The following is a 24610-nucleotide window of genomic DNA, read 5'->3' on the forward strand; positions in this document are numbered from 1 at the left end:
TGGTTATGAAGGCTATAACCCGTGTTTTCGAAAGCCACACGCAACTGGAGCCTTACCATGGACAAATACGACCGCATGCTCCTCAGCGCCCTGCTCGAAGACGGCCGCGCGTCCTACGCGCAGTTGGCCCGCACAGTAAACCTCTCCGCCCCCGCCGTGGCCGAACGGGTCGCCAAACTGGAGGCCAGCGGCGTGATCACCGGGTACCAGGCCAAGGTGGATTTATCCAAAGTCGGTTTGCCGATCCAGTGCGTCATTGAACTGCGGCTGACCAATCACGGCAGCCAGAAAGTCTACGACGCCTTGGCGGAAATTCCCGAGCTGACCGAATGCCACCGGGTCACCGGCGATCCCTGCGTGATCATGCAAGCGGCAGTGGGCACCATGCCGCAGCTGGAAGACCTGATCAATCGGGTGGCCAAGTTTGGGTTCAGCAAGACCTCGATTATTTTGTCCAGCGCCATAGAGCGGCGGGTGCCGTTGGGGCAGTTGGAAGCCAATGGGAAAAATGGTGGCTGAGCGATCGCCATCGCGGGCAAGCCCGGCTCCCACAGGGATCGCGTACTGCCCGAGCGACGCGGTCAACTGTGGGAGCTGGCTTGCCTGCGATGGCGCCAGTTGCCTCATCGCAAGACCAATCTCTTTCATTTGCGGGACGTTTCCGAGTGAGCTTTCGCGCCTTGTTCTGGCTAATTCCCACAGATAATCTGCCCCATGTCATCGGCCCTTCGATGACTTGGCCCATGCGGCGGATTTGTTGCATTGCGCGGTGGAGACGGCACACGCCTCGGGTGAGGTGATGAAGGCGCCGCAGCGGGCGGTGATGCATTTGGTGGAGATGGCGAAGGGGGTGGTGGATCAGGCGTTGGAGTGCGCACAGCCTCGATAAGCGACGCATAACCCCTGTGGGAGCGGGCTTGCCCGCGATAGCGGAGGGTCAGGCAATAAATGGCTGGCTGATACACCGCTATCGCAGGCAAGCCAGCTCCCACATTGGAACTCAAGTGCTCTTGAGGGGTGGCCGGATCAGAACCCGCGATGTTTCTTCAGGTGTTCATTGATCTTCGCGGCAGGCACTTTCTGCAAGGTGCATAACAGGTCATGGGACAGTTCGCGCAAGCCATGGGTACGCCGCAGTTCCTGGGCCAGGTGCGCGGTCAGGTTGGCGGCCATTTCCGCGTCGGCCAGCGCCCGGTGAGCCTGGCCGGTGTGGGGCAGTTGCGCATAGGCGTTGAGGGTGCCGAGCTTGTGGTTGGGCGCAGCCGGCATCAGGCGGCGGGCCAGCAGCAGGGAGCAGGCGAATTTCTGCAGGCGGGTGCGGCGGATCAGGCCAAGCTCAAAGTCCCAGAACTTCTGGTCGAAGGCGGCGTTGTGCGCCATCAAGGGCGTGGTGCCGACGAATTCGTTGACTTCGTTCATCACCCGCTCAGCCGGTGGCGCACTGCGCAGCATGGCGTTGCTGATGCCGGTGAGTTGTTCGATAAACGCCGGTACGCGCACGCCGGCGTTCATCAGGCTCTGGTAGCGGTCCACGATTTGTCCGCGCTCGAGGATAACGACGCCAATCTCCGTAGCCCGGCAGTGGCTGCTCGGGGTGATGCCGGTGGTTTCAAAGTCGATGACCGCTATACGTTCCAAACCTGTTCCCACTTTGTCTAACAATTTATTTGAGCAGCAACGCGCCTTCGATCGGCACATAGCGGCTGGCGGCGCGGATCAATGAGTTGGCCGTCAGCCCGGGCACGCCGTAGGCCACGGCTTCAACGCCATGCTTGTGGATGACACGGTCGAGCAGCATATCGAAATCGCCATCACCGGAGGCCAGCACGATTTCGTCGACATGGTCGGCGGCGTCCATGATGTCGATGGTGATGCCTACGTCCCAGTCGCCCTTGGCCGAACCGTCGCTGCGCTGGATATACGGCTTGAGTTTTACCGTAAAGCCCAGGTTGCGCAGGATCTGCTGGAATTGCTGCTGCTTGCTGTCGCCACGGTCGATAGCGTAGGCATAGGCCTCGACGATCTGCCCGCGGGCGCCGATGTCAGCCCACAGGGCAGCGTAGTTGAAGTGGCAGCCATAAGCCTGGCGCACGGTGTAATAGAGGTTTTGTACATCGGCGAACACTGCAATTTTCTTCACCGCACTTCCTCATAGACAGCCAGTCTCATAGACAGCCAGGCGCCAGCGCCCGGAAAGGGCGCCAGTATGCCAGCCAAGGGAGCGTTTCCGGGAAAAAATCAGACCGGAGCGCTGTAGCGCCCCGGGCCTGGCGTGTCAGACGAAGGAATCGTCGTCGCCAAAGGAAGAGGAGTCGTCGGAATAATCGCTGTCAGCGAAGCTGTCAGCATTGTTACTGCCCCAACTGTCATTGCCGGCGAATTTCTGGTCATCGTTGCCCCAGTCACCCTGGTCACTGGCCGGTGCCGGTTGTTCAATGATTTCTTCCACCACCTGCGGCTGCTGGTTGTGATGGAACAGGCTGCTGATGCCCTCGGCGAGCAACACCCCACCGGCCACACCGGCGGCGGTCTTCATCGCGCCGCCGAGAAAACCGCTGCCCACCGGCGCGGCGGCCGGTGCTTGCGGCTGCTGATAGTTCTGCTGCGGTGCAGGCGGGTTGAACGATGGCCGCGCCGGCTCACGCCAGCCGCCACCGGAGTTGCTCGGCGCAGGTTGCGGATCGCGGGAGCTACCGCCAAAGATGCTCGACAGGAACCCACCACCACTGGCCGGCGCCGGTTGCGCCGGCTTGGCCCGCTGCAGTTCGTCCTGCAATTGCTGGATCTGTTGCGCCTGCTGCTTGTTTTGCGCATCCAGAGCCTGAAGCGCGTGTTCCTGCACCAGTAACGACTGGGTCATGTAGTACCCGGCGGCCGGTTGGCGAGTCATGTGCTCCTTGATCCGCGCTTCGGCCTGGGCGTCGCGGGGGGCTGAGTCCGTTTCGGCTTGCTGCAACCGTGAAAACAGTCCATCGATCAGGGTTTGCTCTTCGCTGTTCATGGCGACCTCGTTAGATTGCCGATAAAAATTCTGGTCCCGCCTGTGATCAGGCCGGGTGCCTTCCAGTTATGGGGATGTTACGAGTTGTTTCAATGGTCTTTACTCAAGGTTTACGTTTGCGCCCCTTGGACCCTGATCGGTTAAAGTGTCGCCCTCTGCTTCCAGGCCTGTGATGACCCTGATGAATCCGTTAGACGTTTTGCGCGACTCCTTGCGTTTTACCCAGCGCAACCTGGGCGCCATCGTGCAGTTGTGTCTGCCGTTGGTGATCCTCGAAGCCCTGCTGCAACAGGTGCTCGACCACACGCTGGGCCCGGATGCATTTCCCGGCTACAGCGTGGTCGTGGGTTTATTGGTGTACCCGCTGTACACCGGCGCCCTGATCCTGTTTCTCGACGCGCGCACCCGTGGCGAATCGCCCCGTATCAAGGATGTGTGGGCCATGGCCTTGAGCCTGTGGCCGCGCTTTGCCCTGCTGACGGCCCTGAGCACGTTGTTGATCTTGCTCGGCCTGTCGCTGTATTTCCTGCCGGGCTTGTGGCTGATGGTGGTGCTGGCGTTCGCCGAATACCTGCTGGTGCTGCGCGGCATGCCGGCCCTGGAGGCGATGAAGGAGAGTTTCCGTCTGACCCGCGGGCATTTCTGGCGCATCCTGGTGTGCCTGCTGTGCGTGATGACCCCGTTGTGGCTGCTCAAGGGCGCCAGCGTGGCGGCCTATCCTGAGCCCGCGCCGTTGCTGGGGTTGCTGATGGACAGTGCCCACAGCTTCCTGCAATTGTTCACCAGCGTGGTGCTGTTCCGTTTATTCATGTTGATCGGTGGCGACGCCGACGTGCGGTGATATGCTCCGTGCCTCTTCTGACACGCAAATAAGCCGAGCCGATGACCCGTTTATTGCGCATCACCCTGTTGAGCCTGTTGATCATCGCCGGCCTGCTGGCGGCGCTGACCCACAGCCTGACCTGGCGCCCCGCCGACAAAGAGACCTTGCCCGTCAGTTGCGTGGCGCCCCGCGCCCCGACCCTGCTGCCGGGGCAGGCGCTCAAGGTGATGACCTGGAACGTGCAATACCTGGCCGGCAAGAACTACGTGTTCTGGTACGACACCCCCGACGGCAGCGGCCCGGATGACCGCCCCACCGTTGAAGACATGGCGTTCAGCCTCGACGAAGTGGCACGGGTGATCCGCGACGAACAGCCCGATATCCTGTTGCTGCAAGAGATTGACGAGGGCGCCAAACCCTCTCACTACCAGGACCAGCTGGCGCTGTTGCAAGAGCGCCTGGTCGACCTCTACCCCTGCAGCGCCCAGGCGTTCGACTGGAAAGCCGACTTTGTGCCCAACCTGCACATTTTCGGCAGCGTCGGTCGCAAGCTGGCGACACTGAGCCGCTACCAGATCGAACATGCTGAGCGCCTGCAACTGCCGGCCGCCGCCGCCAACTTCATCAGCCGCCAGTTCCAGCCCAAACCCGCCTTGCTGTTGACCTACCTGCCGCTGAGCGACGGTGGCCAACTGGCGGTGCTCAATACGCGGCTAGAGGCCGGCATGCCCGGGCGCGGTGCCATGCAAGAGCAAGTCAAGGCAACGGTGAAGCTGTTGGACAAGTTTGAAGCCCGCGGCACGCCATGGCTGATCGGGGGAGATTTCAACTTGTTACCGCTGGGGCAGTTCCTGCGTTTGGATGCGCAAAAACGCGGGCAGTATTCGCCGGACAGTGAGCTGCACCTGCTGTGGGACAAATACCCGATGATCCCGAGTAACAGTGAATCCAGCGGAATAAACCGTGAGCAATGGCTGACCTATTATCCCAATGATCCGAGCCTGGACGGCCCGGACCGCACCTTGGATTACCTGTTCTTCAGCTCAAGGATCAAGCGGGTGGAGGCGAAAGTAAGGCAGCAAGATACATTGCGTATTTCCAGCCATATGCCGGTGATCGCTCGTTTTCTTCTGCCCGCTACGTTTTAAACGCTGTACTCAATCTGAAAGTCGACTACCCGAGAGTTGTTGTGCACAGCCAAAGAAGGTGGTCCTGGACAGACTGATCAGCGCCGCTCGCTTGTGTGGGAAGTCAAACTCCTTGAGCTTCTCGAAACCGAGCATTTCGCTGCAACGCAACAAACGTTCATTGTCTGCGCGGGGCTCAGCCATAACGCGCTGGGTGCGAACGTCATCAAGAAACATGTAGTGGAGCAAAGACGGGTACCAGGCCTCCAACCATTGGCGCCCCCTGAAGGCCTCTTCGCCCACCAGCAGGTGGAAGCCACGGTCAAAGTCCGTCGCCTGGCAAAACGGCGCGAGCCTGTCCTCCTTGGCCCAATACACCTCAAAATAGCCAAATGCCTGCGCATCAAAAAAGCCGATGAGAGGAATAACCCGCGAGTCGGCAAGTTGCGTTTCAAGGAACGCCCGGTGATAGTCCAGGTCCCCCTCTTCCTCCCAGAAAAATGAAACCCGGGGGTCATTCATCCAGCGATTGAACTGGACCAGGTCCCTGTCAATATCAGCCACTTTGAAACTCAGGGTTTTACCGAGCCAGGGAATATACCTGGCATAAACGTCACCGGTAGGCTGCTGAGGGCGAACGGGAATGTTGGGCTCTCCCGACTCGGCATAACAAAGTGGGTAACTGTTGATCATGCCCTTGGAGCACCAAGGCAATGACAACTGCCAAAACATCTCAGCCGTTACCAAACACTTTTCATTCTGAAAGAGGGCGATGCCCAATTCGCACAGTTGGGCACTCAATGGATCAGGCAACAGCACCTCAACCCTGTCAAACAGAGGGTTATCAGCAAACCAAGCTTCGAGTGCCGCGAGCACGTGACTTAGAGAGGTTGAATTCTCAATGGCCATGTTGCTGGATGAGCAAGAGGGGTCAATAATTTTAAAATCGCCGTGCGCGCTCTGTAATTCGAAACAGACAGTCCCGGACTCAAGATGCACGGCTATGTCTGAGCGACCCACGATGACATAGGCTGCCGACCCGCTAATCTGGCCAACCCTCGTGATTCGATTGGTATGTTCGTTCGTAAGCATCACAGTCTCTCTCTTATCCCGGCCCCATAAGATCAAGACGTGGTGCGTGCACATAAATTTAAGTGGGCACCGGCCTCATGGAGCGAGCGCGGACAAGCGCTGTTGGCGGTTCATGGCTTCCTGGGCTTTGCCCTGGCCGTCGCTTCGGCCACCAGTGGATCTTCGGGCCAATAGTGTTTTGGGTACCTGCCTTTAAGGTCTTTCTTCACTTCGGCATAGGTACTGCGCCAGAAATTGGCGAGATCCTGGGTCACCTGCACCGGCCTGCGAGCCGGTGACAGCAAGTGCAAGGTCAGTGGCTGTTTTCCCTGGGCAATTGTCGGTGTTTCTGACAGCCCAAAAAGCTCCTGCAGCCGCACTGCAAGAACTGGAGGCTGTTGCGAATAGTCGATGCGAATGCTTGAGCCCGAGGGCACCTGGATGGACTGGGGCGCTTGAGCGTCCAACGCCTGCTTGAGCGGCCAAGGCAGCAGATTCCTGATGATCGAAGACAGGTCCAACTGACTGAAGTGACTGAGCCGGGTAATCTTGCCCAAATAGGGCGTGAGCCACTCTTCGAGCGTATCCAGCAGATTGGCATCGCTGAGGTCGGGCCATTGACTGGTGCCCTGGCCATTCTGGATATCGAACTGACGCAGCAACTCGACCCGCGCCTGCCACTGACGCAACTCAGGGTTCCAGGGCAAGAGTTCAATGCCCTTGCGCCTCACGAGGTTGACCAGCGCGAGCGAACGGGCATGCTCGTCGAGGTTGGGCAGAGCCGTTGTGGAAAGCACCAGCTGCCCCACCTTTCGTTGTCGCTCAGCCTTGAGCACCCCTTCCCTGTCATCCCAATCGATCTCATCGACTGACCTTACCAGCTCGCTTAGCTGATCCTCGAACAGTGCCGAATCCAGGTCGCTCGCCAGGTAAATCCGTTCCTCACGTTGGCCCTGCCGACTGCCCAGGTCCGCCACCACCAGCCACTCATGCTTGGTGAGCGCATCGGGTTCGGCGAAGACGGCAGCGCGCCCGCTGGAAAGACGATACTCCGCTGCGCTTGCACGCCGTTGCAGGCCAATTCGATCAGGGTAGGCGAACGCCAGCAGGCAACCGACCCAGCGTGGATGATCAGGCGCGCTGACCGGGCTGGAGGCACAGCCTCGCAGCAGGGATCGATACTGCCGGGCAGACTGTTTAACGCGCTGGAAGGCGCCGCTGCCACGGCGCGCATTCTGCTCGCCTGACAATGCAATGAGCCGGGTATGAAGATCAGCACCTGCGCCACGCAGAATGTCCTTCTCCCCCAGCAGGGCTGCGATGTTGCAGGCCAGGTCATCCAGGCCCATGGCGTGCCCCTTGATGAGCAAATGAGCGATGCGCGGATGCGCCGGCAGTTCGCTCATGGCCGTCCCGTGTGGCGTCAGCTGCCCCTTATCATCCAGCGCGCCCAGGCGCTTGAGCAGGTCTCTGGCTTGGGCAAAAGGCGCCGCGGGGGGTTGGTCGAGCCAGGTCATTTCATCTGGCTGCATCCCCCACCGGGCCAATTGCAGCGCAAGGCCAGCCAGATCGGCTTGCAGGATTTCGGGGGTGCTGTAACCCGCCATTTGCTCGTGTTGCGACTCTGACCAGAGTCGGTAGCAGACACCCGGTTCCAGGCGCCCGGCTCGCCCCATCCGCTGGGTCGCACTGGCCTTGGAGATACGCTGGGTATCGAGCCGGGTCATGCCACTACGCGGATCAAACTTCGGCACGCGTTCAAGACCGCTGTCCACCACCACCCTGACCCCTTGGATGGTCAAGCTGGTCTCGGCAATGTTGGTTGCCAGCACGATCTTGCGCGAGCCTTGGGGTGCAGGGTCAATGGCAGCACGTTGTGCGTTCAGATCAAGGTCACCGTACAGCGGACAGAGCATGACGTCTGGACGATTGCCCAGTTGCTCCTTAAGGGACTGGGCCACGCGGCGGATCTCGGCCTGACCGGGAAGAAATACCAGGATGCTCCCAGGCTGCTCATGGAGGGCGGCCAGGCAGGTATCAGTGACCCGTGTGTCGAGAGGCTGGCCTGGCTGATAGGGGGTTCCCCAGAGGATGGAGACCGGATACATCCGCCCTTCACTGGTGATCACCGGCGCGTCATTCAAAACCTTAGAGAGCCGAGCGCCTTCCAATGTTGCAGACATCAGCAGCAGCTTGAGTGGCGGCTCATCACGCAGCAGTTCACGCGCACTCACGCACAGGGCCAGCGCAAGATCAGAGTCCAGGTTACGCAGGTGATACTCATCGAAGATGACCAGTCCCACACCGTCCAACGCCGGATCGGCCTGAAGCCGGCGCGCCAGGATCCCTTCGGTGACCACTTCGATCCGGGTGCGAGGGCCCACTCTACTCTCGAGGCGGATGCGGTAGCCGACGGTTTCACCGACTTTTTCACCCAGTTCGCTGGCCAGTCGCTCGGCGGCGGCCCGCGCGGCCAGGCGCCGGGGTTCGAGCATCAGGATGGTCTGCCCGGCGAGCCAGGGCTCGTTCAACACGGCCAAGGGCACACGGGTGGTTTTACCGGCGCCGGGTGGCGCTTCCAGCACAACCTCATGGCGATGCGCCAAGGCGTCACGCAGGGCGGGTAAAACATCATCGATCGGCAACGAATTCATACTGGCTCCAAAGCAGAGCGGCGAGTATAACGGCGAACTGCCGAAAGCCGGCTGTGGTCTCAACAACACCTGCCCCCTCCCACATTCGATCATCGGTGCCTGGCAGATCTGGCTTATAGTCACCCATAAACGTGTTCAGGAGACTTTTCATGCGTATCGCTTCCCGTGTCATCGGCGCTGCATTAGCCGTCACCCTGCTGAGCCAACTCACCGCCTGCGGGTCGATTTTCTATCCCGACCGCCGTGGCCAGATCGACGGCAAGATCGACCCGGCCATTGCCGTACTCGATGCCGTCGGCCTGCTGTTCTACGTCATCCCCGGCTTGATCGCGTTTGGGGTCGATTTCGCCACGGGTGCGATCTACTACGAACCCGGCAAGACCGCCCAGGTCGCACCCGAGAAACTGCACCAAGCCATCGGCGCCGACGGCCAGGTCGACAACGCCAAGCTGCAGAGCATCATCCAGAAGGAAACCGGCCGTACCTTGCCGCTGGACGACCCACGGCTGATCCAGTTCAAGGGCAGCGTGCAGCAACTTGCGTCCCTGGGCCTGCAACCCGCCGCGTAAGGACAGCCCATGACCAGCAGCCCCGAACACGCCAGGCTCCTGCGCCTGGCCACTCGCGCCTCGGTAGGCGTGGCCTGTGTGCTGATCATCACCAAGGCCATCGCCTGGTGGCTCAGCGGTTCGGTGAGCATGCTCGCCGGGCTGACCGATTCGCTGCTCGATGGTGTGACCTCTCTGTTGAACCTGCTGGCGGTGCATTACGCCCTGCGCCCGGCCGATGACGATCACCGGTATGGGCACGGCAAAGCGGAGTCGCTGGCGGGTATGGCCCAAGCGTTGTTTATCGCTGGCAGCGCGGTACTGATCGCGCTCCAGGCGTTTGAACGGCTCAAGCATCCCGAGCCCGTGGGCGCGCCATGGCTGAGCATTGGCGTGATTGTCTTGTCCCTGGCGCTGACCGTGGCCCTGCTGATGCTGCAACACCGCGTGGTGCGCGAGACCGGTTCGAACGCGGTGCGCGCCGACTCGCTGCACTACCGCTCGGACTTGCTGCTCAATGGCAGCATCCTCATCGCACTGGTGTTGGCGGGCTTCGGCTTTCATCAGGTCGATGCGTGGTTTGGCCTGGGCATCGCCGCCTACATCCTGTGGAGTGCGATCCAGATCGCCCGCGAAAGCTTCGCGGTGTTGATGGATGAAGAGTTACCACCGGACGTCAGCCAGCACATGCTGGAACTGGCCCGTGGCGTGCCCGGGGTACTGGGCGCCCACGACTTGCGCACGCGCATCTCCGGCAGCCACTGGTTTGTGCAGTTGCACCTGGAACTGCCGGGGGAACTGACCTTATCGGTGGCCCATGGCATCAGCGACCAAGCCGCCGACGCCATTCACCAGGCCTACCCGCGTGCCGAAGTGCTGGTGCACGCCGACCCACTGGAAGTGGTCACCGGCAACAAGACCTAGTACTGCACCTGATACCCGCGACTGCCCAGGCAGTTGCCCTGGGCCTGGCGGTAGGTTTGCACCACGGCCGGGTCAGGCGCGTAGGTAACGGTGCGCGGGTCGAAGCCACTTTGTTGCACGGCCCAGCGATAACAGTCGTAGCCGTCCTGCTGCACCTGGGCCGGGGACTGGCCGTTGGCGGGATAGGCAACGACGTCATAGCCATTGCCTTGCGGCGCCGGCTGGGGTGATGGCACTTGCGCCGGCGGTTGCACCACCACGTATTGCTGGGTGCTTTGCTCATAGGCGTAGTAGGCACCAGCGGCAAGGAACAATAGTGAGCCACCTACCCACACTTCACGCGCATAGTCCGGCAGGTACTGCACACGAATGCCATAGGGCGGCGTCACCACCACGTAGCGCGGACCTTGGGGGCGATACCAGTAGCCGCCGGAGTAGAAGTAGTCCTGGCCACGGTAAGGCACGCGGTAATTACGCTCAGGGAAGCGGTCCACTACGTAACCGGGACGGTGCTGCGGGCCGGGGCCCCAGCCATTGCCGTGCCCGTCGGGGCGGCCTGGCCAGCGGTTATCACCGGGACGATCGTACCCCGGACGCGAGCCTGGGCCGCCAGCCTCCCAATGCCGGTTGTCATCGTTGCGCCGAGGAATATCGCGGTAATACCCCTGGCGCGGCTCCTGGGTCTGACGCACGGTATCGGGCCGGCCCTGGATCGGCAGGTTATTGGAGGGTTGCGGCTGCGGTGCCGGTCGCCCTGGCTCATTACCTTGAGGGCGACCTTGCCATTGACCCTCATGCTGGCCGCCGCGATCAAAATGCGGGTTTTGTGGGCGTGGCTGATTGTTTTCAGGCCGTTGCCCCGGGCCCGGTGAGTTATCGCGCTCGTCGGCCATTACCTGCGTGCCGACGCTGACCACCAGCAAACCAACACCTGCCATACGCCAGATGCGCTTCATGCTATTCCTCACTGCGGATTAGGGCCTTACAGATGAGACTGGAAAAGCCCCACCCGGTTCGCAGGCAGGTTATCAGTCGCGGGCAGTATTTTCCCAAGGCAAAAGAAAAGGGGTGACCCGTCGGCCACCCCTTGAGAACTTCGTCCATGCTCAACGCTTTTGACGTTGGCTCACCTCACGCCGTCTTGTGGACAGTGTGCAGCCTGGAGGCCGGCTCAACCCTGCTGGGGCGGCGGCCGCAACGGGCCTGATTGGGCTCGCTGCTGTGGACTGTTGTCCAGGCGGTGATTCTGTTGATAAAGATACCCGCCAACGCCCGACGGATGATTGCGAAGATTGCGTCAATAAACAGTGCTTGCGCAATTTTTAACCCTTCATGGATAATTCACCGCAATAGTTACGACAAAGGCCAACCCAATGAGCAAGCTTGACCGATACGACCTGAGTATTTTGGCGGAATTGCAGCGCGACGCGAGGATCTCCAACCAGGAGCTGGCCGAGCGTATCGGCCTGTCGCCGTCGCCCTGCTCACGCCGGGTCAAGCAGCTGGAGGACGACGGCTATATAGCGCGCCAGGTGGCCCTGCTGGATCGCAAGATGCTCGGCCTGAGCCTCACGGCCTACGTATTGATCGGTATGGACCGGCACACGCCGGAGCGTTTCGAGAACTTCGAGGCGGCAATCCGCACCTTGCCCCAGGTGCTGGAATGCAGCTTGGTGACCGGCATGGATGCGGACTATCAGCTAAAGGTCGTGGTGCCGGACATGGATCACTATCAGAAACTGCTGCTGGGCCATCTGACCCGCATCGAAGGCGTGACCAGCGTACGCTCCAGCTTCGTGCTCAACCAGGTATTGAACAGCACCGAACTGCCCCTGACCCACCTGCGCACTTAAGGTCGGTGACGGTCAAAATGTGGGAGGGGGCTTGCCCCCTCCCACATTTGGATTGTGCTTGGACTCAAGTCAATGTTGCGTCTGTGACGCTGCCGTATACTGCTCGCTTGTCTTGCTGGAAGAGCCCCATGAACAACATCGACCCCGCCCTGTTTGAAGAATGGATGATGACCGGCCTGGTCACTATCCTCATTATTTTCATGGGCTTCATCGTCTGGGACCTGGCAAAGAAATCCAAGGCCGGGCGCTTTGGTTCGTTCATCCTGTTCTTCGTGCTGGGCCTGGGCGTGGCCGCGTTCATCATCAAGAGCGTGGTGATCGGCCTGATCGAGTCCGGTGCTCTATAAACGCGCCGGTACCGCCTTCCATTGGCCTTGATCCAGGCCGTCGATAGACCAGTCACCAATGCGCACGCGCACCAGCCGTAACGTCGGCAGGCCCACCGCCGCGGTCATGCGCCGGACCTGGCGGTTACGCCCTTCGCGGATGACCAGCTCCAGCCAGTGAGTCGGCACACTTTTGCGAAAGCGTACCGGCGGATTGCGCGGCCATAACACTGGCTCATCCAGTTGACGGGCCTCGGCGGGCAAGGTCATGCCGTCATTGAGTTCCACGCCATCGCGCAGGCGTTGCAGCTGTTCTTCTGTCGGCTCGCCTTCCACCTGCACCCAATAAGTTTTCGCCAGCTTGTGCTTGGGGTCGGCAATACGTGCCTGCAACTGACCGTCATTGGTCAGTAACAGCAGGCCTTCGCTGTCACGGTCCAGACGCCCCGCCGGGTAGATGCCGGGGATGTCGATAAAGTCCTTGAGGGTCGCACGCCCGCCTTCGTCGCTGAACTGGGTCAGCACGTCGAACGGTTTATTGAACAGGATCAGCTTCGGCTCGGCCGGTGGCGCCTTGGCGACACGACGGGCAGCTGCATGCAAAGGTTTCACGCCAGGACGGCGCGAGTCGGGACGGGTAGGACGGGACATGGCAAAAGGAACATCCAGCGGTCAGGACCGACAATGCTAGTGGCCTGACCGCCAAATGACCATCCCAACCGCTTAACGGAACGGCGGCTCGTCGAAGCTGCGCAGTTTGCGCGAGTGCAACGAATTGAGTTCGGTGCGCAACAGATCGACCGCCTCGATGCCGATTTTCAGGTGCTGGCTGACCGCACGCTCATAAAACGCGTTGGCCGACCCCGGCAGCTTGATCTCGCTGTGCAAGGGTTTGTCCGATACGCATAACAAGGTGCCATAAGGCACACGCAGACGGTAACCCTGGGCGGCGATGGTGCCGCTTTCCATGTCCACGGCCACGGCGCGGGACAGGTTGATCAACGGACGTTCCTGGGCCCAGCGCAGTTCCCAGTTACGGTCGTCGTAGGTCAATACGGTGCCGGTGCGCAGGCGTTTTTTCAGTTCTTCACCTTTTTCGCCAGTGACATTCGCCGCGGCTTGCTGAAGGGCCAACTGCACCTCGGCCAGGGCCGGGATCGGGATGTTCGGCGGCACCACGCGATCGAGAATGCCGTCACGGCGCATATAAGCGTGGGCCAGGACGTAGTCGCCGATGGTCTGGGATTGGCGCAGGCCGCCGCAGTGGCCGATCATCAGCCAGCAATGCGGGCGCAGCACCGCCAGGTGGTCGGTGATGTTCTTGGCATTGGACGGGCCGACGCCGATATTCACCAGGGTCACGCCGTGACCATCGCTGGCTTGCAGGTGGTAGGCCGGCATCTGGTAGCGGTGCCAGACCACGCCTGCGGCAATCGCCGAGGCTTCGCCGTGGTCCATGCTTTTGTCGATCACCACGTTGCCCGGCAACACCATGCGGATAAACCTTGGGTCGCTGCGCAGTTGTTCCAGGCCGTGCAGGATGAATTGGTCAACGTAGCGGTGGTAGTTGGTCAGCAGGATCCACGGCTGTACATGCCGCCAGTCGCTGCCGGTGTAGTGCACCAGGCGGCGCAGGGAAAAATCCACGCGGGCCGCATCGAACAGCGCCAGGGGCAACGGGTCGGTGTTTTCCCAGTCGTAGAGGCCGTCGGCGATGCCATCGGTGGCGGCGGACAGGTCAGTGCTGGGGAAGACCCGCGCCAGGGTCGCGGCGGTCACGCCGGAGCCGGCCAGTTCATCGCCCTGCTCCACCACGTAGGGGTAAGGGATGTTCTGCTGGCTGACGCCCACTTCCACCGTCACGGTGAAATCGTGCATCAGCGGCACCAATTGTTCGAGCAAATATTTACGGAACGCAGCCGGGTGGGTCACGGTGACGCTGTAGGTACCTGGTAACTGGACCTTGGCATACGCCCGGGTGGTCTGTGGGACTTCGCCATGGCAGTGGTAGGTCAGGCGCAGTTCCGGGTAGCGAAACAGCGCGCGCTGTGCGGCGTCGGGCTCGATGCGGTCCTTGAGGTATTGCTTGAGGGCTTGATTGAGCGCACCGGTAGCACGCTCATGCAGGGCCGCCAGCCGGTCCACGGCCTCTTCGGCGGTTTTAACGACAACAAAAGCTTCGGTCACGGTAAGCATCCTGTGTTCTGGACTTGCAGGCCTTTATCTTGCCTGTATCCCGGCCTCACCGAAACACCAGAAGTGGAATGCATTGATAGGTGGGAGCTGGCTTGCCTGCGATAGCGGTCTATCAGCTACATAATTGCTGGCTGGAACATCGCTATCGCAGGCAAGCCAGCTCCCACATTTGGACTGTGTTTATTCAGAGGGATTGCGGGGTTGAGCGGGCGACAATCGCTTGCACATCCAGCCCACGCGGCAAGGTGCCATATACCCGCCCCGACGACTCACCCAACCGGCTGGCGATAAACCCGTCGCTCACCGCCGCATTGCCCGCCTCCAGCAACAACTTGGCCTGCAACGCCAGGGCAATGTCCTCGGTCAGTTGCCGTGCCCGGTACTGGATATCCTGGGTGTCCATGAACGCCGACTTCAACTGCTCGATATGCCGCGCCAACTGCTTGTCGCCGTGGCCATCGCCCAGCTCCACAAACAGCGATTCCAGTACGCCAGGCTCTTTGGACAACGCACGCAGCACGTCCAGGCACTGCACATTGCCGGAACCTTCCCACGTCGAGTTCACCGGCGCCTCACGGTACAGGCGCGGCAGGATGCTGTCCTCCACATAGCCGGCACCGCCCATGCATTCGGCGGCTTCGTTGATCATCGCGGGCGCACGCTTGCAGATCCAATACTTGCCCACCGCCGTGACCAATCGGGCGAACTTGGCTTGCTGCTCATTATCAAGATGATCCAGCGCGCGGCCCATGCGCAGGCTCAAGGCCAGGGCCGCTTCGCTTTCCAGTGCCAGGTCGGCCAAGACGTTTTGCATCAGTGGCTGTTCGCTGAGTACGCGGCCGCCGACCAAACGATGGGCACAGTGATGGCTGGCCTGGGTCAGCGCCTGGCGCATCAAGGCGCTGGAGCCGACCATGCAATCGAAACGGGTCATGGCGACCATTTCGATAATGGTCGGTACGCCACGGCCTTCTTCGCCGACCATCCAGGCCAGGGCGCCGCGAAACTCCACTTCGCTGGAGGCATTGGAGCAGTTGCCGAGTTTGTTCTTCAACCGCTGGATATAGAACTCGTTGCGCGTGTCATCCGGGCGGTGCCGGGGCAGCAGGAAACAGGTCAGGCCCTTGTCGGTCTGGGCCAGAGTCAGGAAGGCATCGCACATAGGCGCCGAGCAGAACCACTTGTGGCCCACCAGTTCGTAGGCCTGGCCGGGACCGCCTGCGCCAACAGGATAGGCGCGGGTGGTGTTGGCGCGCACGTCGGTGCCGCCCTGCTTCTCGGTCATGGCCATGCCGATGGTTGCGCCGGCCTTGTGGGCGATACCGACGTTGCGTGGGTCGTATTGGGTGTTGAGGATCTTCGGCAACCAGAGGTCTGCCAGGTCCGGTTGCAGGCGCAGGGCCGGGACGCAGGCAAAGGTCATTGTCAACGGGCAACCGGTGCCGGCTTCGGCCTGGCTGTGCAGGTAGGTCATCGCCGCACGCGCCACATGGGCGCCGGATTGCGGATGAGCCCAGGGCAGCGACGGCAGGCCATGCTCGACGGCGGTGCGCATCAGCTCGTGATAGGCCGGGTGAAACTCCACCAGGTCGATGCGGTGGCCGTAACGGTCATGACTGCTGAACACTGGTTTGTTTTGGTTCGCCAGGAACCCGGCCGCCATCAACGGCCCGCCGGCCAGCGCACCGTAGGCATCGATACGCGATTGCGCCCAGCCGGCGCCAAAGCGGCGCGACCATTCTTGCAGGGGCAGATCGATGCGGTACAGGTTGGTGCCGTCCAAGGACGGTGGCTGGTTGGTGACGTCGTGGGTTTCAGCAAACTGATGCAGGTTCATGACGGGCCTCCTGAAAAAAGGCCACGTCGATTTCAGGCTGTCTATAGGTGCGAGCAAGCTCGCTCCTAAAAAAGGCACTGCTCGATTGAGGCCGGTTATTTCAGTTAAGCACCGTCCTCACGCTTAAAAAAGTGGCATACCTGCCGAATGCTCGGCACTTTCGCCCTCTGTTACGCACAGCACACGGCGCTCCAGCACTGCCTGTAGAGCGTCGAAACGCACGGGGCTGGCCAGGCGATCGGTCATACCGACGCCGTGGCAACGTTCACGTTCTGGTCCATCGGGCGAGGCAGTCAGGCCGATCACCGGCAACTCACCGCAGCCAGGCAAAGCACGAATCTGACAGCACAACGAGAAACCACCTTCAGGTACGTCCAGCAGTACTGCATCAAAACGCTCACCTTGCAGTGCTGCCAGTGCGGCCGGGCCGTTATCCACGGTTTTGACCCGATAGCCCAGTTTGAGCAGCATGCCACGCACCGCCAACTGGCCTACGCTGTTGTCGTCCACCAGCAGCACCTTGCATTCATGGGGCGAACGTTGGGCGTGGTGCACCGGCGCGCTCTGCTTGGGTTGGGCAGGCGCAAGGCCGACGTCCACTTCCAACTGAAAGCGGCTGCCTTTACGCGGCTCCGAATGATGGGTCAAGCGCCCGCCCAGCAGTTCAATCAACTGCCGGCAAATCGCCAAGCCAATGCCCAGGCCACCGTATTCGCGGGTCGTCGAGCCGTCGAGTTGGAAGAAGCGCTGATACAGCGTGGCCTCGTCTAGAAAGGCAAAACCGATACCGGTGTCGGTCACGATAAAGCTCAGGTGCAATCCGCCATCCGCTTGGGGCACACCGACCACACGCAAGCGCACAACACCTATGTGGGTAAATTTGAACGCATTGTCCAACAGGCAATCCAGGCATTGGAGCAGCTTGCCCGCATCGCCGATAACGCGGTCCGGCAGTTCGTCCGCGACGTCGATGGAAAACTCCAGGCCCTTGGCTTGGGCACTGGCGGTGAACTGCTGGCGCACAGTATCAAGCTCCCCCCGCAGGCTGAACACTTGGGGCTGCGCCACCAGGCGACCGGCCTGCAGTTCGGTCAGGGTGAGGATGCCGTTGACCATGCGCATCATGTCCCGTGCCGAGCCGGCGGCGGTTTGTTGGTACTGCGCCAGATCATCGGGCAGGGGGACGGTCTGCATCAGCTCCAGAGAACCGATCACACCGTTCATCGGCGTACGCAATTCGTGGGTCAGGGTGGCGAGGAATTCATCTTTGAGGCGATTACTGCGGGCCAGTTGCTGGTTGAGCGCCTCAAGCTTCTGGCTGGCGTCGAAGAGGATTTGCGCCTGCTGCTCACGCATGCCGTTGATGCGGTCGGCCAAGGCCAGGGACAGCAGCGCCACTTCAATGGCCGAGCCGATCTGGCTGGCATACATGGTCAGGAACACGTTAGGCAGGTAACCCAGTACCATCAGGGTGTTGACCACACCGCCAAGCAGGAATGCCGACCAGGCGATGATGAAGTAGCGCGCCATACGCTGCCCGCAGTACCAGGCCTTGATGGCGGCGACAAAGATGGTCACGGTAAATACCAGCGCCAGGCCCGTGGCCAGGCGCAGGGCCACGGCGTAGCTGGTCAGCAGCGCCAGCGCCATCACCAACCCACCACAGGCCGCCAGCGCCAGCAGCATCCGGTTGAGCCAGCGACTGTGCTGCGCGGTATGCAAGAAGCTGCGGGCGAACAGACTGCCGAACAACGCCGCCGAACCGATCAGGAACGGCACCGCCGCATTCGCCCACCACGGGTTGTTCGGCCAGAAATACTGCACCGCGACGCCGTTGACCGAGAGCTGGTACAAACCGAACGACGCAATATAGAGGATGTAATAAAGGTAGCTGGTGTCTCGCACGCTCAGGTAGATGAACAGGTTGTAGATCAACATGCCCAGTAACACACCGTAGATCGCCCCAAGCACATACAGGCGCAGCGGCTGCTCTTCCAGGTATGCCGTGCCCGCCCACAGCGTCAAAGGCGCCTGGATCGACCCCTGACTTTGCAAGCGTAAGTAGACGGTTTGCTGCTGGTCGGGCAGGAAGTTGAGCTTGAACAGGTAGTTGCTCTGGCTCACTTCACGGCTGGAAAACGGCAAAGAGCTGCCGGTCCGGGCGGTCAGACGGTAGTGACCGGTGCCGTCGCTCTGGTACAGGTCCAGGCGATTGAGCGGCGGGTAGGCCAGCTCCAGAAACCAGGCGCGTGGTGCACGAGGGTCCTTGGCGGTGTAATGCAGGTTGACCTTGAGCCAGAACACCGAGCGCGAATAACCGGCGTTGAGGGTGGCTTTGTCATGGGTCTTGAACTGTGCGGCGTAGCCGGGGGCGCTGACATCGGCGATGGTGAGGGTATCGGTAGGATCTTCGAGCACTTGCATGACCTGGCCAAGCGGCAGGCTTCGCGTGTCCGGGTTGAACTCGACGGCGCTGGCAAGCATCGGCAGCCCGCACAAGATAAAGATCAGCAAATAGCGCATAAAGCCCCAGCGTGGCCTGTCCGGCTGTGTCAAAAGCCCCCCATTCCTTTTGAGAAGACGTACACCGGCGATACAGTAAGTTGTTTGGATGCACTTTAGCATAGCCATTAAAGGCCATTGGACAGCATTGAAATATTTTTTTGAACGGCTCTAGATCAAGGCTTTCAGCACTTCAGCCGCAGGTTTGAACCGTAGAAAAACGTCGTAACTGCGGACAGACTTCAACCATCGCCAGACGGCCACGCAAAAAGCGTTTGGTGGTAAGCTCGCGCACCATGAATATCTACAGCTCTCGCCCCGTTGTCCTCTGTCTCTCCGGCCACGACCCCAGTGGTGGCGCCGGCCTGCAGGCAGATATCGAAGCCCTGCTCGCCCAGGGCTGCCACGCCGCTGCGGCCGTCACCGCCCTGACCGTGCAGAATACGGTCAATGTCAGTGACTTCCGCGTGCTTGACCGCGAGTGGGTCATGGCCCAGGCCAATGCCGTGCTCAGCGACTCCGAAGTGGCCGCAGTCAAGCTGGGCATGCTCGGCTCCACCGCGATGGTCGACACCGTGGTCGAACTGCTGCAGGCGCACCCGCATCTGCCGGTGGTCTGCGATCCGGTGCTGCGCGCCGGCGGCGGCGGTAGCCTGGGCAAGGATGAGGTCGGCTACGCAATGCGCGAACGACTGTTGCCGCTGTCGTTGATCGCCACGCCCAACCTGCCGGAGGCCCGCATCCTGGCCGAGTTGCCCGACGGCAGCGCGGACGAGTGCGCCGAGAAGCTGTTGCCGTACATCAAGCACCTGCTGATCACCGGTGGCCATGGCGACGAGCATGAAGTGCACAACCGCCTGTACAGCCGCGACGGCACGCGCCGCACCTTTACCTGCCAGCGCTTGCCAGGCAGCTATCACGGCTCGGGCTGCACCTTGGCCAGTGCATTGGCCGGTCGAATCGCCCAGGGCGAAGGCTTGGCCAGCGCTGTGCAATCGGCCCTCAACTACACCTGGCGCACCCTGCGTGACGCCGAACAACTCGGCCAGGGCCAGTACGTGCCGCGTCGGTTGCCGCTGGATTTCTGCTCGTAACCTATCGCCTGTCACAGCAAGGGGCTTGCCCGATGAAACTACGTGGCCTTTACGCCATTACCGACAGCCAGCTCTTGGCCGGCAAGTTCCTCGCCTACGTCGAGGCTGCGCTGGACGGTGGTGTGACCTTGTTGCAATACCGTGACAAAAGCAGCGATGAAGCGCGGCGCCTGCGTGAGGCAGAGAAACTGCACGAACTGTGTTCCCGCTATAAGACCCGACTGATCATCAACGACGACGCCGAGCTGGCGGCGCGCCTGGGCGTTGGCGTGCACTTGGGCCAGACCGACGGCCCACTGACCCCGGCCCGTGCGCTGCTGGGTTCCAAGGCGATCATCGGCGCCACTTGCCACGACCAGATCGAACTGGCCGAACAGGCCGCCAAGGAGGGCGCCAGCTATGTCGCCTTCGGGCGCTTCTTCAATTCCACGACCAAACCCGGCGCACCTGCCGCCACCATTGAAATGCTGGCCCAGGCCCGCACGCGCATGCAGCTGCCGATCTGCGTGATCGGCGGCGTCACCCTGGACAACGCCGAACCGCTGGTGGCCCACGGCGCCGACCTGCTGGCGGTGGTGCACGGCCTGTTCGGTGCCGACAGCACCCAGGACGTCACGCGCCGCGCCCGCGCCTTCAACGACCTTCTTAAATATTCAGCTTAGAGAGCCCGATCATGTCCCGTTCCGAAACCCTGTTTGCCAATGCCCAGAAACACATCCCCGGCGGTGTGAACTCCCCCGTGCGTGCGTTCAAGAGCGTGGGCGGCACGCCATTGTTTTTCAAGCATGCCGAAGGCGCCTACGTCACCGACGAAGATGACAAGCGCTATGTCGACTACGTCGGCTCCTGGGGCCCGATGATCCTCGGCCACAGCCACCCGGACGTATTGGATGCGGTGCGCCAGCAGCTGCAACACGGCCTCTCCTACGGCGCGCCGACCGCCATGGAAACCGAGATGGCCGACCTGGTCTGCGCGATCGTGCCGTCGATGGAAATGGTGCGCATGGTCAGCTCCGGCACCGAGGCCACCATGAGCGCCATCCGCCTGGCCCGGGGGTTCACCGGCCGCGACAACATCATCAAGTTCGAAGGCTGCTACCACGGCCATTCCGACAGCCTGCTGGTGAAAGCCGGCTCCGGCGCGCTGACCCAGGGCGTGCCGAACTCTGCCGGTGTGCCGGCAGCCTTCGCCAAGCACACCCTGACCCTGCCGTTCAACGACATCGCCGCCGTCGAGCAGATGCTCAGCGAAGTCGGCCAGGACGTGGCGTGCATCATCGTCGAACCGGTTGCCGGCAATATGAACTGCGTACCGCCGGCCCCAGGCTTCCTCGAGGGCCTGCGCGAGCAGTGCGACAAGCACGGCGTGGTGCTGATCTTCGACGAAGTGATGACCGGTTTCCGTGTCGCCCTCGGCGGCGCCCAGGCGCACTACGGCGTTACGCCGGACCTGAGCACCTTCGGCAAGATCATCGGTGGCGGCATGCCGGTAGGCTGCTTCGGTGGCAAGCGCGAGATAATGCAGCACATCGCCCCCCTGGGCCCGGTGTACCAGGCCGGCACTTTGTCGGGTAACCCGCTGGCAATGGCCGCCGGCCTGACCACCCTGCGCCTGATCAGCCGTCCGGGCTTCCACGCCGAGCTGACCGACTACACCACCCGCCTGCTCGACGGCCTGCAACAACGCGCCGATGCCGCCGGTATCCCGTTTGTCACCACCCAGGCTGGCGGCATGTTCGGCCTGTACTTCAGCGGTGCCGACGATATCGTCACCTTTGATGACGTGATGGGCAGCGATGCAGACCTGTTCAAGCGCTTCTTCCACCTGATGCTGGAAGGCGGCGTGTACCTGGCGCCGAGTGCCTTCGAAGCCGGCTTCACCTCGATTGCCCATGGCGAAGCCGAGCTGAAACTGACCCTCGATGCTGCCGAACGCGCCTTCGCGGCCCTGAAATAAGTGACCGCACGCTCTGACGTTGCCCCGGGCAGCGTCAGATTTGCTACTTTGCCTACAGATATTTCCTGCATTTTTCGAGAATTATCCTGCAAACCGGCAGATAACTTGCCCAAGCAGCAGAAAAACGAGTAAAGACTTTGTAAGCAGGGGCCTGCTTATTTCATAATGCGCGCTGATTGGACTCCCTCGAGGGTCCGCGTGCCCCGTCAGAGGTAAGTCGATTCCCATGAAACGCACCGGCCGCACCCTGGTTCTGGGCTGCCTGTTGCTCCTTCAGCCGCTGCTGGCACATGCCCAGGCAGGCGGCAACTCGTTGTTAATCCCAGCGATGGGTCGCTGCACCCTCAATACCCAGCCAGACAGCCAGGCCGAAGCGCTGAGCGCGTGCCAGAAACAGGCTGACGAAGGGGATGCACAAGCACAATACGAGTTGGGCGAGTTCTACCACGACAGCAAGAACCCGGCCGTCGACCTCAACAAAGCGTTGAGCTACTTCGAGAAAGCCTCATTGCAGGGTCATGCCCAGGCGCAATTCCAGCTCGGCAACATGTTTTTCAAAGGCGAAGGTGTGCCGGCCAATAACGTGCAGGCCTACATCGTGCTGAAAATGGCTGCGGTCAATGGTGCTGAAGACGCACTGGACACCGCCGATGAAGTCGCCGAGCACATGCAGCGCGATGAACTGGAAGTGGCCACCCAGGTGCTGGGGCAGATTTTCCGCAACTATCTGCAGGAATTGCAGAGTGCTGATGGGCGTTCGCCGTTCTCACCCCTTCCCTGATTTTTTGTAGACCTTACATCGCTATCGCAGGCAAGCCAGCTCCCACATTCGACCGCGTTTCAATGTTGGAATGCAGTCAACTGTGGGAGCTTGCCTGCGATAGGCACTCCTCGGTCTAAAGCCTTACTTCTCGGGCATCGGCATCGGAAACGGCATCACATTGCTGGTGCCCCGCGCTTCGCTGATCTTCGGCGTACCCAGGCGCTCGACTTCATCGATGCGCACAATCGAATGCATGGGCACAAAACTGCGCACCACGCCTTCGAACTGGGCCTTGAGCTTTTCTTCGCCCGGGTCGACGACCAACTGGGTGCGCTCGCCAAAGACGAATTCTTCCACTTCCAGGAAGCCCCACAGATCACTTTGATAGATCTGCTTGGCGTACATTTCGAACACCTGGCCCTGGTTGAGGAAAATCACCTTGTAGATTGGAGCTTCACGTTTGGTCATGGTGGGCGCGGAACACATGGGGATATAAAAGAGGGCGCGAACTATAGCATGGCACCCGATGCACAGCGCTAGGAACCGATGGGCATGCCCCCTATAATGCGCGGTTCTTTACCACCAGTTGACGATTCCCATGGCCAAGAAGCTTTATATCGAAACCCACGGTTGCCAGATGAACGAGTACGACAGCTCGCGCATGGTCGACCTGCTGGGCGAACACCAGGCCCTGGAAGTCACCGCCCGCGCCGAAGATGCCGACGTGATCCTGCTCAATACCTGCTCGATCCGCGAGCGAGCCCAGGACCGTGTGTACTCCCAGCTGGGCCGCTGGCGCGAATTGAAACTGGCCAACCCGGACATGGTGATCGCCGTCGGCGGTTGCGTGGCCAGCCAGGAAGGCGCTGCGATCCGCGATCGCGCGCCGTATGTCGACGTGGTGTTCGGCCCGCAGACCTTGCACCGCCTGCCGGAGATGATCGACGCAGCACGCATCACCAGGCTGCCGCAGGTGGACGTATCGTTCCCCGAAATCGAGAAATTCGACCATTTGCCCGAGCCGCGTATCGACGGCCCAAGCGCTTACGTGTCGGTGATGGAAGGTTGCAGCAAGTACTGCACTTTCTGTGTAGTGCCCTACACCCGCGGTGAAGAAGTCAGCCGGCCATTTGACGACGTACTGTCGGAAATTATCCACCTGGCCGAAAACGGCGTGCGCGAAGTGACCCTGCTGGGCCAGAACGTCAACGGCTACCGCGGCCTGACCCACGACGGGCGCCTGGCCGACCTGGCGGAGCTGATCCGCGTGGTCGCCGCCGTCGACGGCATCGAGCGCATCCGCTACACCACCTCGCACCCGCTGGAGTTTTCCGACAGCCTGATCCAGGCCCACGCCGAAGTGCCAGAGTTGGTCAAGCACCTGCACTTGCCGGTGCAATCGGGCTCGGACCGCATCCTGTCGGCGATGAAGCGCAACCACACCGCACTGGAATACAAATCCAAACTGCGCAAACTGCGCGCCGCCGTACCGGGCATCTGCATCAGTTCGGACTTTATCGTCGGCTTCCCGGGCGAAACCGAGAAAGACTTCCAGCAGACCATGAAGTTGATCGAGGACGTCGGTTTCGACTTCTCCTACTCGTTCGTCTACAGCCAGCGCCCGGGCACACCGGCGGCCGACCTGCTGGACGAAACCCCGGAGGCGTTGAAAAAGGAGCGGCTGAACGCGCTGCAACATCGCCTGAATCAACAGGGTTACGATATCAGCCGACAAATGGTCGGCTCGATTCAGCGCATCCTGGTCACGGATTACTCGAAAAAGGACCCGGGTGAATTGCAGGGCCGTACCGAGAACAACCGGATCGTCAACTTCCGTTGCGACGACCCAACCTTGATCGGCCAGTTTGCCGATGTGCACATTGATGCGGCGCAGCCACACTCGTTGCGTGGCTCGTTGATCAACTGATCTCGCT

General features: G+C 61.2%; 23 protein-coding genes and 1 pseudogene. 13 read left to right on the plus strand and 11 right to left on the minus strand.

Annotation, left to right across the window (positions count from 1 at the left end; translation table 11 throughout):
* Positions 1-57 precede the first annotated feature (57 nt).
* Both TU73_RS14700 and TU73_RS28360 read left to right on the plus strand, forming a co-directional pair.
* Positions 58-519 carry an Lrp/AsnC family transcriptional regulator gene (locus TU73_RS14700; protein WP_057012844.1) on the plus strand — a complete coding sequence of 154 codons (462 nt, stop codon included), beginning with the start codon at positions 58-60 and terminating at the stop codon, positions 517-519.
* Between the two features lie 211 nt (positions 520-730).
* A pseudogene (locus TU73_RS28360) lies at positions 731-889 on the plus strand (DUF3077 domain-containing protein); the annotation flags it as partial.
* Between the two features lie 137 nt (positions 890-1026).
* On the opposite strand, the gene TU73_RS14705 reads toward TU73_RS28360, so the two are convergent.
* The 3 genes from TU73_RS14705 to TU73_RS14715 form a co-directional block, all read right to left on the minus strand.
* Entirely contained in the window at positions 1027-1638 is a 612-nt protein-coding gene (locus TU73_RS14705) for a 3'-5' exonuclease (RefSeq protein WP_057012845.1), read from the minus strand.
* A gap of 25 nt (positions 1639-1663) precedes the next feature.
* Positions 1664-2140: a LabA-like NYN domain-containing protein gene (locus tag TU73_RS14710; protein ID WP_043050665.1), complete on the minus strand. Its 477-nt coding sequence runs from the start codon at positions 2138-2140 to the stop codon at positions 1664-1666.
* A gap of 135 nt (positions 2141-2275) precedes the next feature.
* The gene (locus TU73_RS14715; protein WP_057012846.1) at positions 2276-3001 is read right to left on the minus strand and encodes a DUF2076 domain-containing protein; all 726 of its coding nucleotides are present in this window, start codon (positions 2999-3001) and stop codon (positions 2276-2278) included.
* 181 nt (positions 3002-3182) lie between these two features.
* On the opposite strand from TU73_RS14715, the gene TU73_RS14720 reads away from it, so the two are divergent.
* Complete coding sequence (locus TU73_RS14720) at positions 3183-3842, plus strand: YciC family protein (protein WP_057012912.1); 660 nt, start codon at positions 3183-3185, stop codon at positions 3840-3842.
* A gap of 41 nt (positions 3843-3883) precedes the next feature.
* Positions 3884-4972, plus strand: a complete 1089-nt coding sequence (locus TU73_RS14725; protein ID WP_057012847.1) for an endonuclease/exonuclease/phosphatase family protein — start codon at positions 3884-3886, stop codon at positions 4970-4972.
* Positions 4973-4981: 9 nt separating this feature from the next.
* Here TU73_RS14725 and TU73_RS14730 read toward each other — a convergent pair whose 3' ends face one another.
* Complete coding sequence (locus TU73_RS14730; protein WP_162276330.1) at positions 4982-6043, minus strand: GNAT family N-acetyltransferase; 1062 nt, start codon at positions 6041-6043, stop codon at positions 4982-4984.
* Between the two features lie 110 nt (positions 6044-6153).
* The gene (gene hrpB, locus TU73_RS14735) at positions 6154-8676 is read right to left on the minus strand and encodes an ATP-dependent helicase HrpB (protein WP_057012849.1); all 2523 of its coding nucleotides are present in this window, start codon (positions 8674-8676) and stop codon (positions 6154-6156) included.
* A 149-nt stretch (positions 8677-8825) separates the two neighbouring features.
* Between hrpB and TU73_RS14740 the strand changes: the two genes are divergently transcribed.
* Positions 8826-9245 (plus strand): hypothetical protein, encoded by a 420-nt coding sequence (locus TU73_RS14740; RefSeq protein WP_057012850.1) that lies wholly within the window; start codon positions 8826-8828, stop codon positions 9243-9245.
* A gap of 9 nt (positions 9246-9254) precedes the next feature.
* Positions 9255-10148 (plus strand): cation diffusion facilitator family transporter, encoded by an 894-nt coding sequence (locus TU73_RS14745; protein WP_057012851.1) that lies wholly within the window; start codon positions 9255-9257, stop codon positions 10146-10148.
* Here TU73_RS14745 and TU73_RS14750 read toward each other — a convergent pair.
* Positions 10145-11104, minus strand: a complete 960-nt coding sequence (locus tag TU73_RS14750) for a DUF6515 family protein (protein ID WP_057012852.1) — start codon at positions 11102-11104, stop codon at positions 10145-10147. The genes TU73_RS14745 and TU73_RS14750 overlap by 4 nt on opposite strands.
* A gap of 417 nt (positions 11105-11521) precedes the next feature.
* Between TU73_RS14750 and TU73_RS14755 the strand changes: the two genes are divergently transcribed.
* Entirely contained in the window at positions 11522-12001 is a 480-nt protein-coding gene (locus TU73_RS14755) for an Lrp/AsnC family transcriptional regulator (RefSeq protein WP_003194418.1), read from the plus strand.
* Positions 12002-12138: 137 nt separating this feature from the next.
* On the plus strand, positions 12139-12348 hold the full coding sequence (locus tag TU73_RS14760; protein ID WP_025999909.1) for a DUF2788 domain-containing protein: 210 nt from the start codon (positions 12139-12141) through the stop codon (positions 12346-12348).
* Here the strand turns inward: TU73_RS14760 and TU73_RS14765 are convergent.
* From TU73_RS14765 to TU73_RS14780, 4 genes are all read right to left on the minus strand, one after another.
* Entirely contained in the window at positions 12343-12978 is a 636-nt protein-coding gene (locus TU73_RS14765; RefSeq protein WP_057012853.1) for a pseudouridine synthase, read from the minus strand. The genes TU73_RS14760 and TU73_RS14765 overlap by 6 nt on opposite strands.
* 72 nt (positions 12979-13050) lie before the next feature.
* Entirely contained in the window at positions 13051-14523 is a 1473-nt protein-coding gene (gene amn, locus TU73_RS14770) for an AMP nucleosidase (protein WP_161796505.1), read from the minus strand.
* 184 nt (positions 14524-14707) lie between these two features.
* Positions 14708-16360 (minus strand): acyl-CoA dehydrogenase family protein, encoded by a 1653-nt coding sequence (locus tag TU73_RS14775; RefSeq protein ID WP_057012854.1) that lies wholly within the window; start codon positions 16358-16360, stop codon positions 14708-14710.
* A gap of 123 nt (positions 16361-16483) precedes the next feature.
* A complete protein-coding gene (locus tag TU73_RS14780) occupies positions 16484-18883 on the minus strand; it encodes a hybrid sensor histidine kinase/response regulator (RefSeq protein ID WP_057012855.1) in 2400 nt (799 codons plus the stop codon).
* 275 nt (positions 18884-19158) lie between these two features.
* On the opposite strand from TU73_RS14780, the gene TU73_RS14785 reads away from it, so the two are divergent.
* From TU73_RS14785 to TU73_RS14800, 4 genes are all read left to right on the plus strand, one after another.
* Positions 19159-19956, plus strand: a complete 798-nt coding sequence (locus TU73_RS14785; RefSeq protein ID WP_043047956.1) for a hydroxymethylpyrimidine/phosphomethylpyrimidine kinase — start codon at positions 19159-19161, stop codon at positions 19954-19956.
* A gap of 32 nt (positions 19957-19988) precedes the next feature.
* A complete protein-coding gene (gene thiE / locus TU73_RS14790; protein WP_057012856.1) occupies positions 19989-20618 on the plus strand; it encodes a thiamine phosphate synthase in 630 nt (209 codons plus the stop codon).
* 11 nt (positions 20619-20629) lie between these two features.
* Positions 20630-21913 carry a glutamate-1-semialdehyde 2,1-aminomutase gene (hemL, locus tag TU73_RS14795; protein WP_057012857.1) on the plus strand — a complete coding sequence of 428 codons (1284 nt, stop codon included), beginning with the start codon at positions 20630-20632 and terminating at the stop codon, positions 21911-21913.
* Positions 21914-22139: 226 nt separating this feature from the next.
* Positions 22140-22694 (plus strand): tetratricopeptide repeat protein, encoded by a 555-nt coding sequence (locus TU73_RS14800; protein ID WP_005791705.1) that lies wholly within the window; start codon positions 22140-22142, stop codon positions 22692-22694.
* 123 nt (positions 22695-22817) lie between these two features.
* On the opposite strand, the gene TU73_RS14805 is transcribed toward TU73_RS14800, so the two are convergent.
* On the minus strand, positions 22818-23144 hold the full coding sequence (locus TU73_RS14805) for a DUF1820 family protein (protein WP_003194436.1): 327 nt from the start codon (positions 23142-23144) through the stop codon (positions 22818-22820).
* 130 nt (positions 23145-23274) lie between these two features.
* Between TU73_RS14805 and miaB the strand changes: the two genes are divergently transcribed.
* Positions 23275-24603 carry a tRNA (N6-isopentenyl adenosine(37)-C2)-methylthiotransferase MiaB gene (gene miaB / locus TU73_RS14810; RefSeq protein WP_057012858.1) on the plus strand — a complete coding sequence of 443 codons (1329 nt, stop codon included), beginning with the start codon at positions 23275-23277 and terminating at the stop codon, positions 24601-24603.
* Positions 24604-24610 lie beyond the last annotated feature (7 nt).

The sequence above is a fragment of the Pseudomonas libanensis genome, assembly GCF_001439685.1.
GTDB lineage: Bacteria > Pseudomonadota > Gammaproteobacteria > Pseudomonadales > Pseudomonadaceae > Aquipseudomonas > Aquipseudomonas libanensis.

What these genes read in the sequence shown, in the direction of transcription:
- TU73_RS14720 (WP_057012912.1), top strand. Translation starts at nt 3,183, where the DNA reads ATGAATCCGTTAGACGTTTTGCGCGACTCCTTGCGTTTTACCCAGCGC.
- TU73_RS14765 (WP_057012853.1), bottom strand. Translation starts at nt 12,978, where the DNA reads ATGTCCCGTCCTACCCGTCCCGACTCGCGCCGTCCTGGCGTGAAACCT.
- TU73_RS14780 (WP_057012855.1), bottom strand. Translation starts at nt 18,883, where the DNA reads ATGCGCTATTTGCTGATCTTTATCTTGTGCGGGCTGCCGATGCTTGCC.
- TU73_RS14800 (WP_005791705.1), top strand. Translation starts at nt 22,140, where the DNA reads ATGAAACGCACCGGCCGCACCCTGGTTCTGGGCTGCCTGTTGCTCCTT.
- TU73_RS14740 (WP_057012850.1), top strand. Translation starts at nt 8,826, where the DNA reads ATGCGTATCGCTTCCCGTGTCATCGGCGCTGCATTAGCCGTCACCCTG.
- hrpB (WP_057012849.1), bottom strand. Translation starts at nt 8,676, where the DNA reads ATGAATTCGTTGCCGATCGATGATGTTTTACCCGCCCTGCGTGACGCC.
- TU73_RS14745 (WP_057012851.1), top strand. Translation starts at nt 9,255, where the DNA reads ATGACCAGCAGCCCCGAACACGCCAGGCTCCTGCGCCTGGCCACTCGC.
- TU73_RS14805 (WP_003194436.1), bottom strand. Translation starts at nt 23,144, where the DNA reads ATGACCAAACGTGAAGCTCCAATCTACAAGGTGATTTTCCTCAACCAG.
- TU73_RS14730 (WP_162276330.1), bottom strand. Translation starts at nt 6,043, where the DNA reads ATGCTTACGAACGAACATACCAATCGAATCACGAGGGTTGGCCAGATT.
- miaB (WP_057012858.1), top strand. Translation starts at nt 23,275, where the DNA reads ATGGCCAAGAAGCTTTATATCGAAACCCACGGTTGCCAGATGAACGAG.
- TU73_RS14750 (WP_057012852.1), bottom strand. Translation starts at nt 11,104, where the DNA reads ATGAAGCGCATCTGGCGTATGGCAGGTGTTGGTTTGCTGGTGGTCAGC.
- amn (WP_161796505.1), bottom strand. Translation starts at nt 14,523, where the DNA reads ATGCTTACCGTGACCGAAGCTTTTGTTGTCGTTAAAACCGCCGAAGAG.
- thiE (WP_057012856.1), top strand. Translation starts at nt 19,989, where the DNA reads ATGAAACTACGTGGCCTTTACGCCATTACCGACAGCCAGCTCTTGGCC.
- hemL (WP_057012857.1), top strand. Translation starts at nt 20,630, where the DNA reads ATGTCCCGTTCCGAAACCCTGTTTGCCAATGCCCAGAAACACATCCCC.
- TU73_RS14775 (WP_057012854.1), bottom strand. Translation starts at nt 16,360, where the DNA reads ATGAACCTGCATCAGTTTGCTGAAACCCACGACGTCACCAACCAGCCA.
- TU73_RS14700 (WP_057012844.1), top strand. Translation starts at nt 58, where the DNA reads ATGGACAAATACGACCGCATGCTCCTCAGCGCCCTGCTCGAAGACGGC.
- TU73_RS14755 (WP_003194418.1), top strand. Translation starts at nt 11,522, where the DNA reads ATGAGCAAGCTTGACCGATACGACCTGAGTATTTTGGCGGAATTGCAG.
- TU73_RS14715 (WP_057012846.1), bottom strand. Translation starts at nt 3,001, where the DNA reads ATGAACAGCGAAGAGCAAACCCTGATCGATGGACTGTTTTCACGGTTG.
- TU73_RS14725 (WP_057012847.1), top strand. Translation starts at nt 3,884, where the DNA reads ATGACCCGTTTATTGCGCATCACCCTGTTGAGCCTGTTGATCATCGCC.
- TU73_RS14785 (WP_043047956.1), top strand. Translation starts at nt 19,159, where the DNA reads ATGAATATCTACAGCTCTCGCCCCGTTGTCCTCTGTCTCTCCGGCCAC.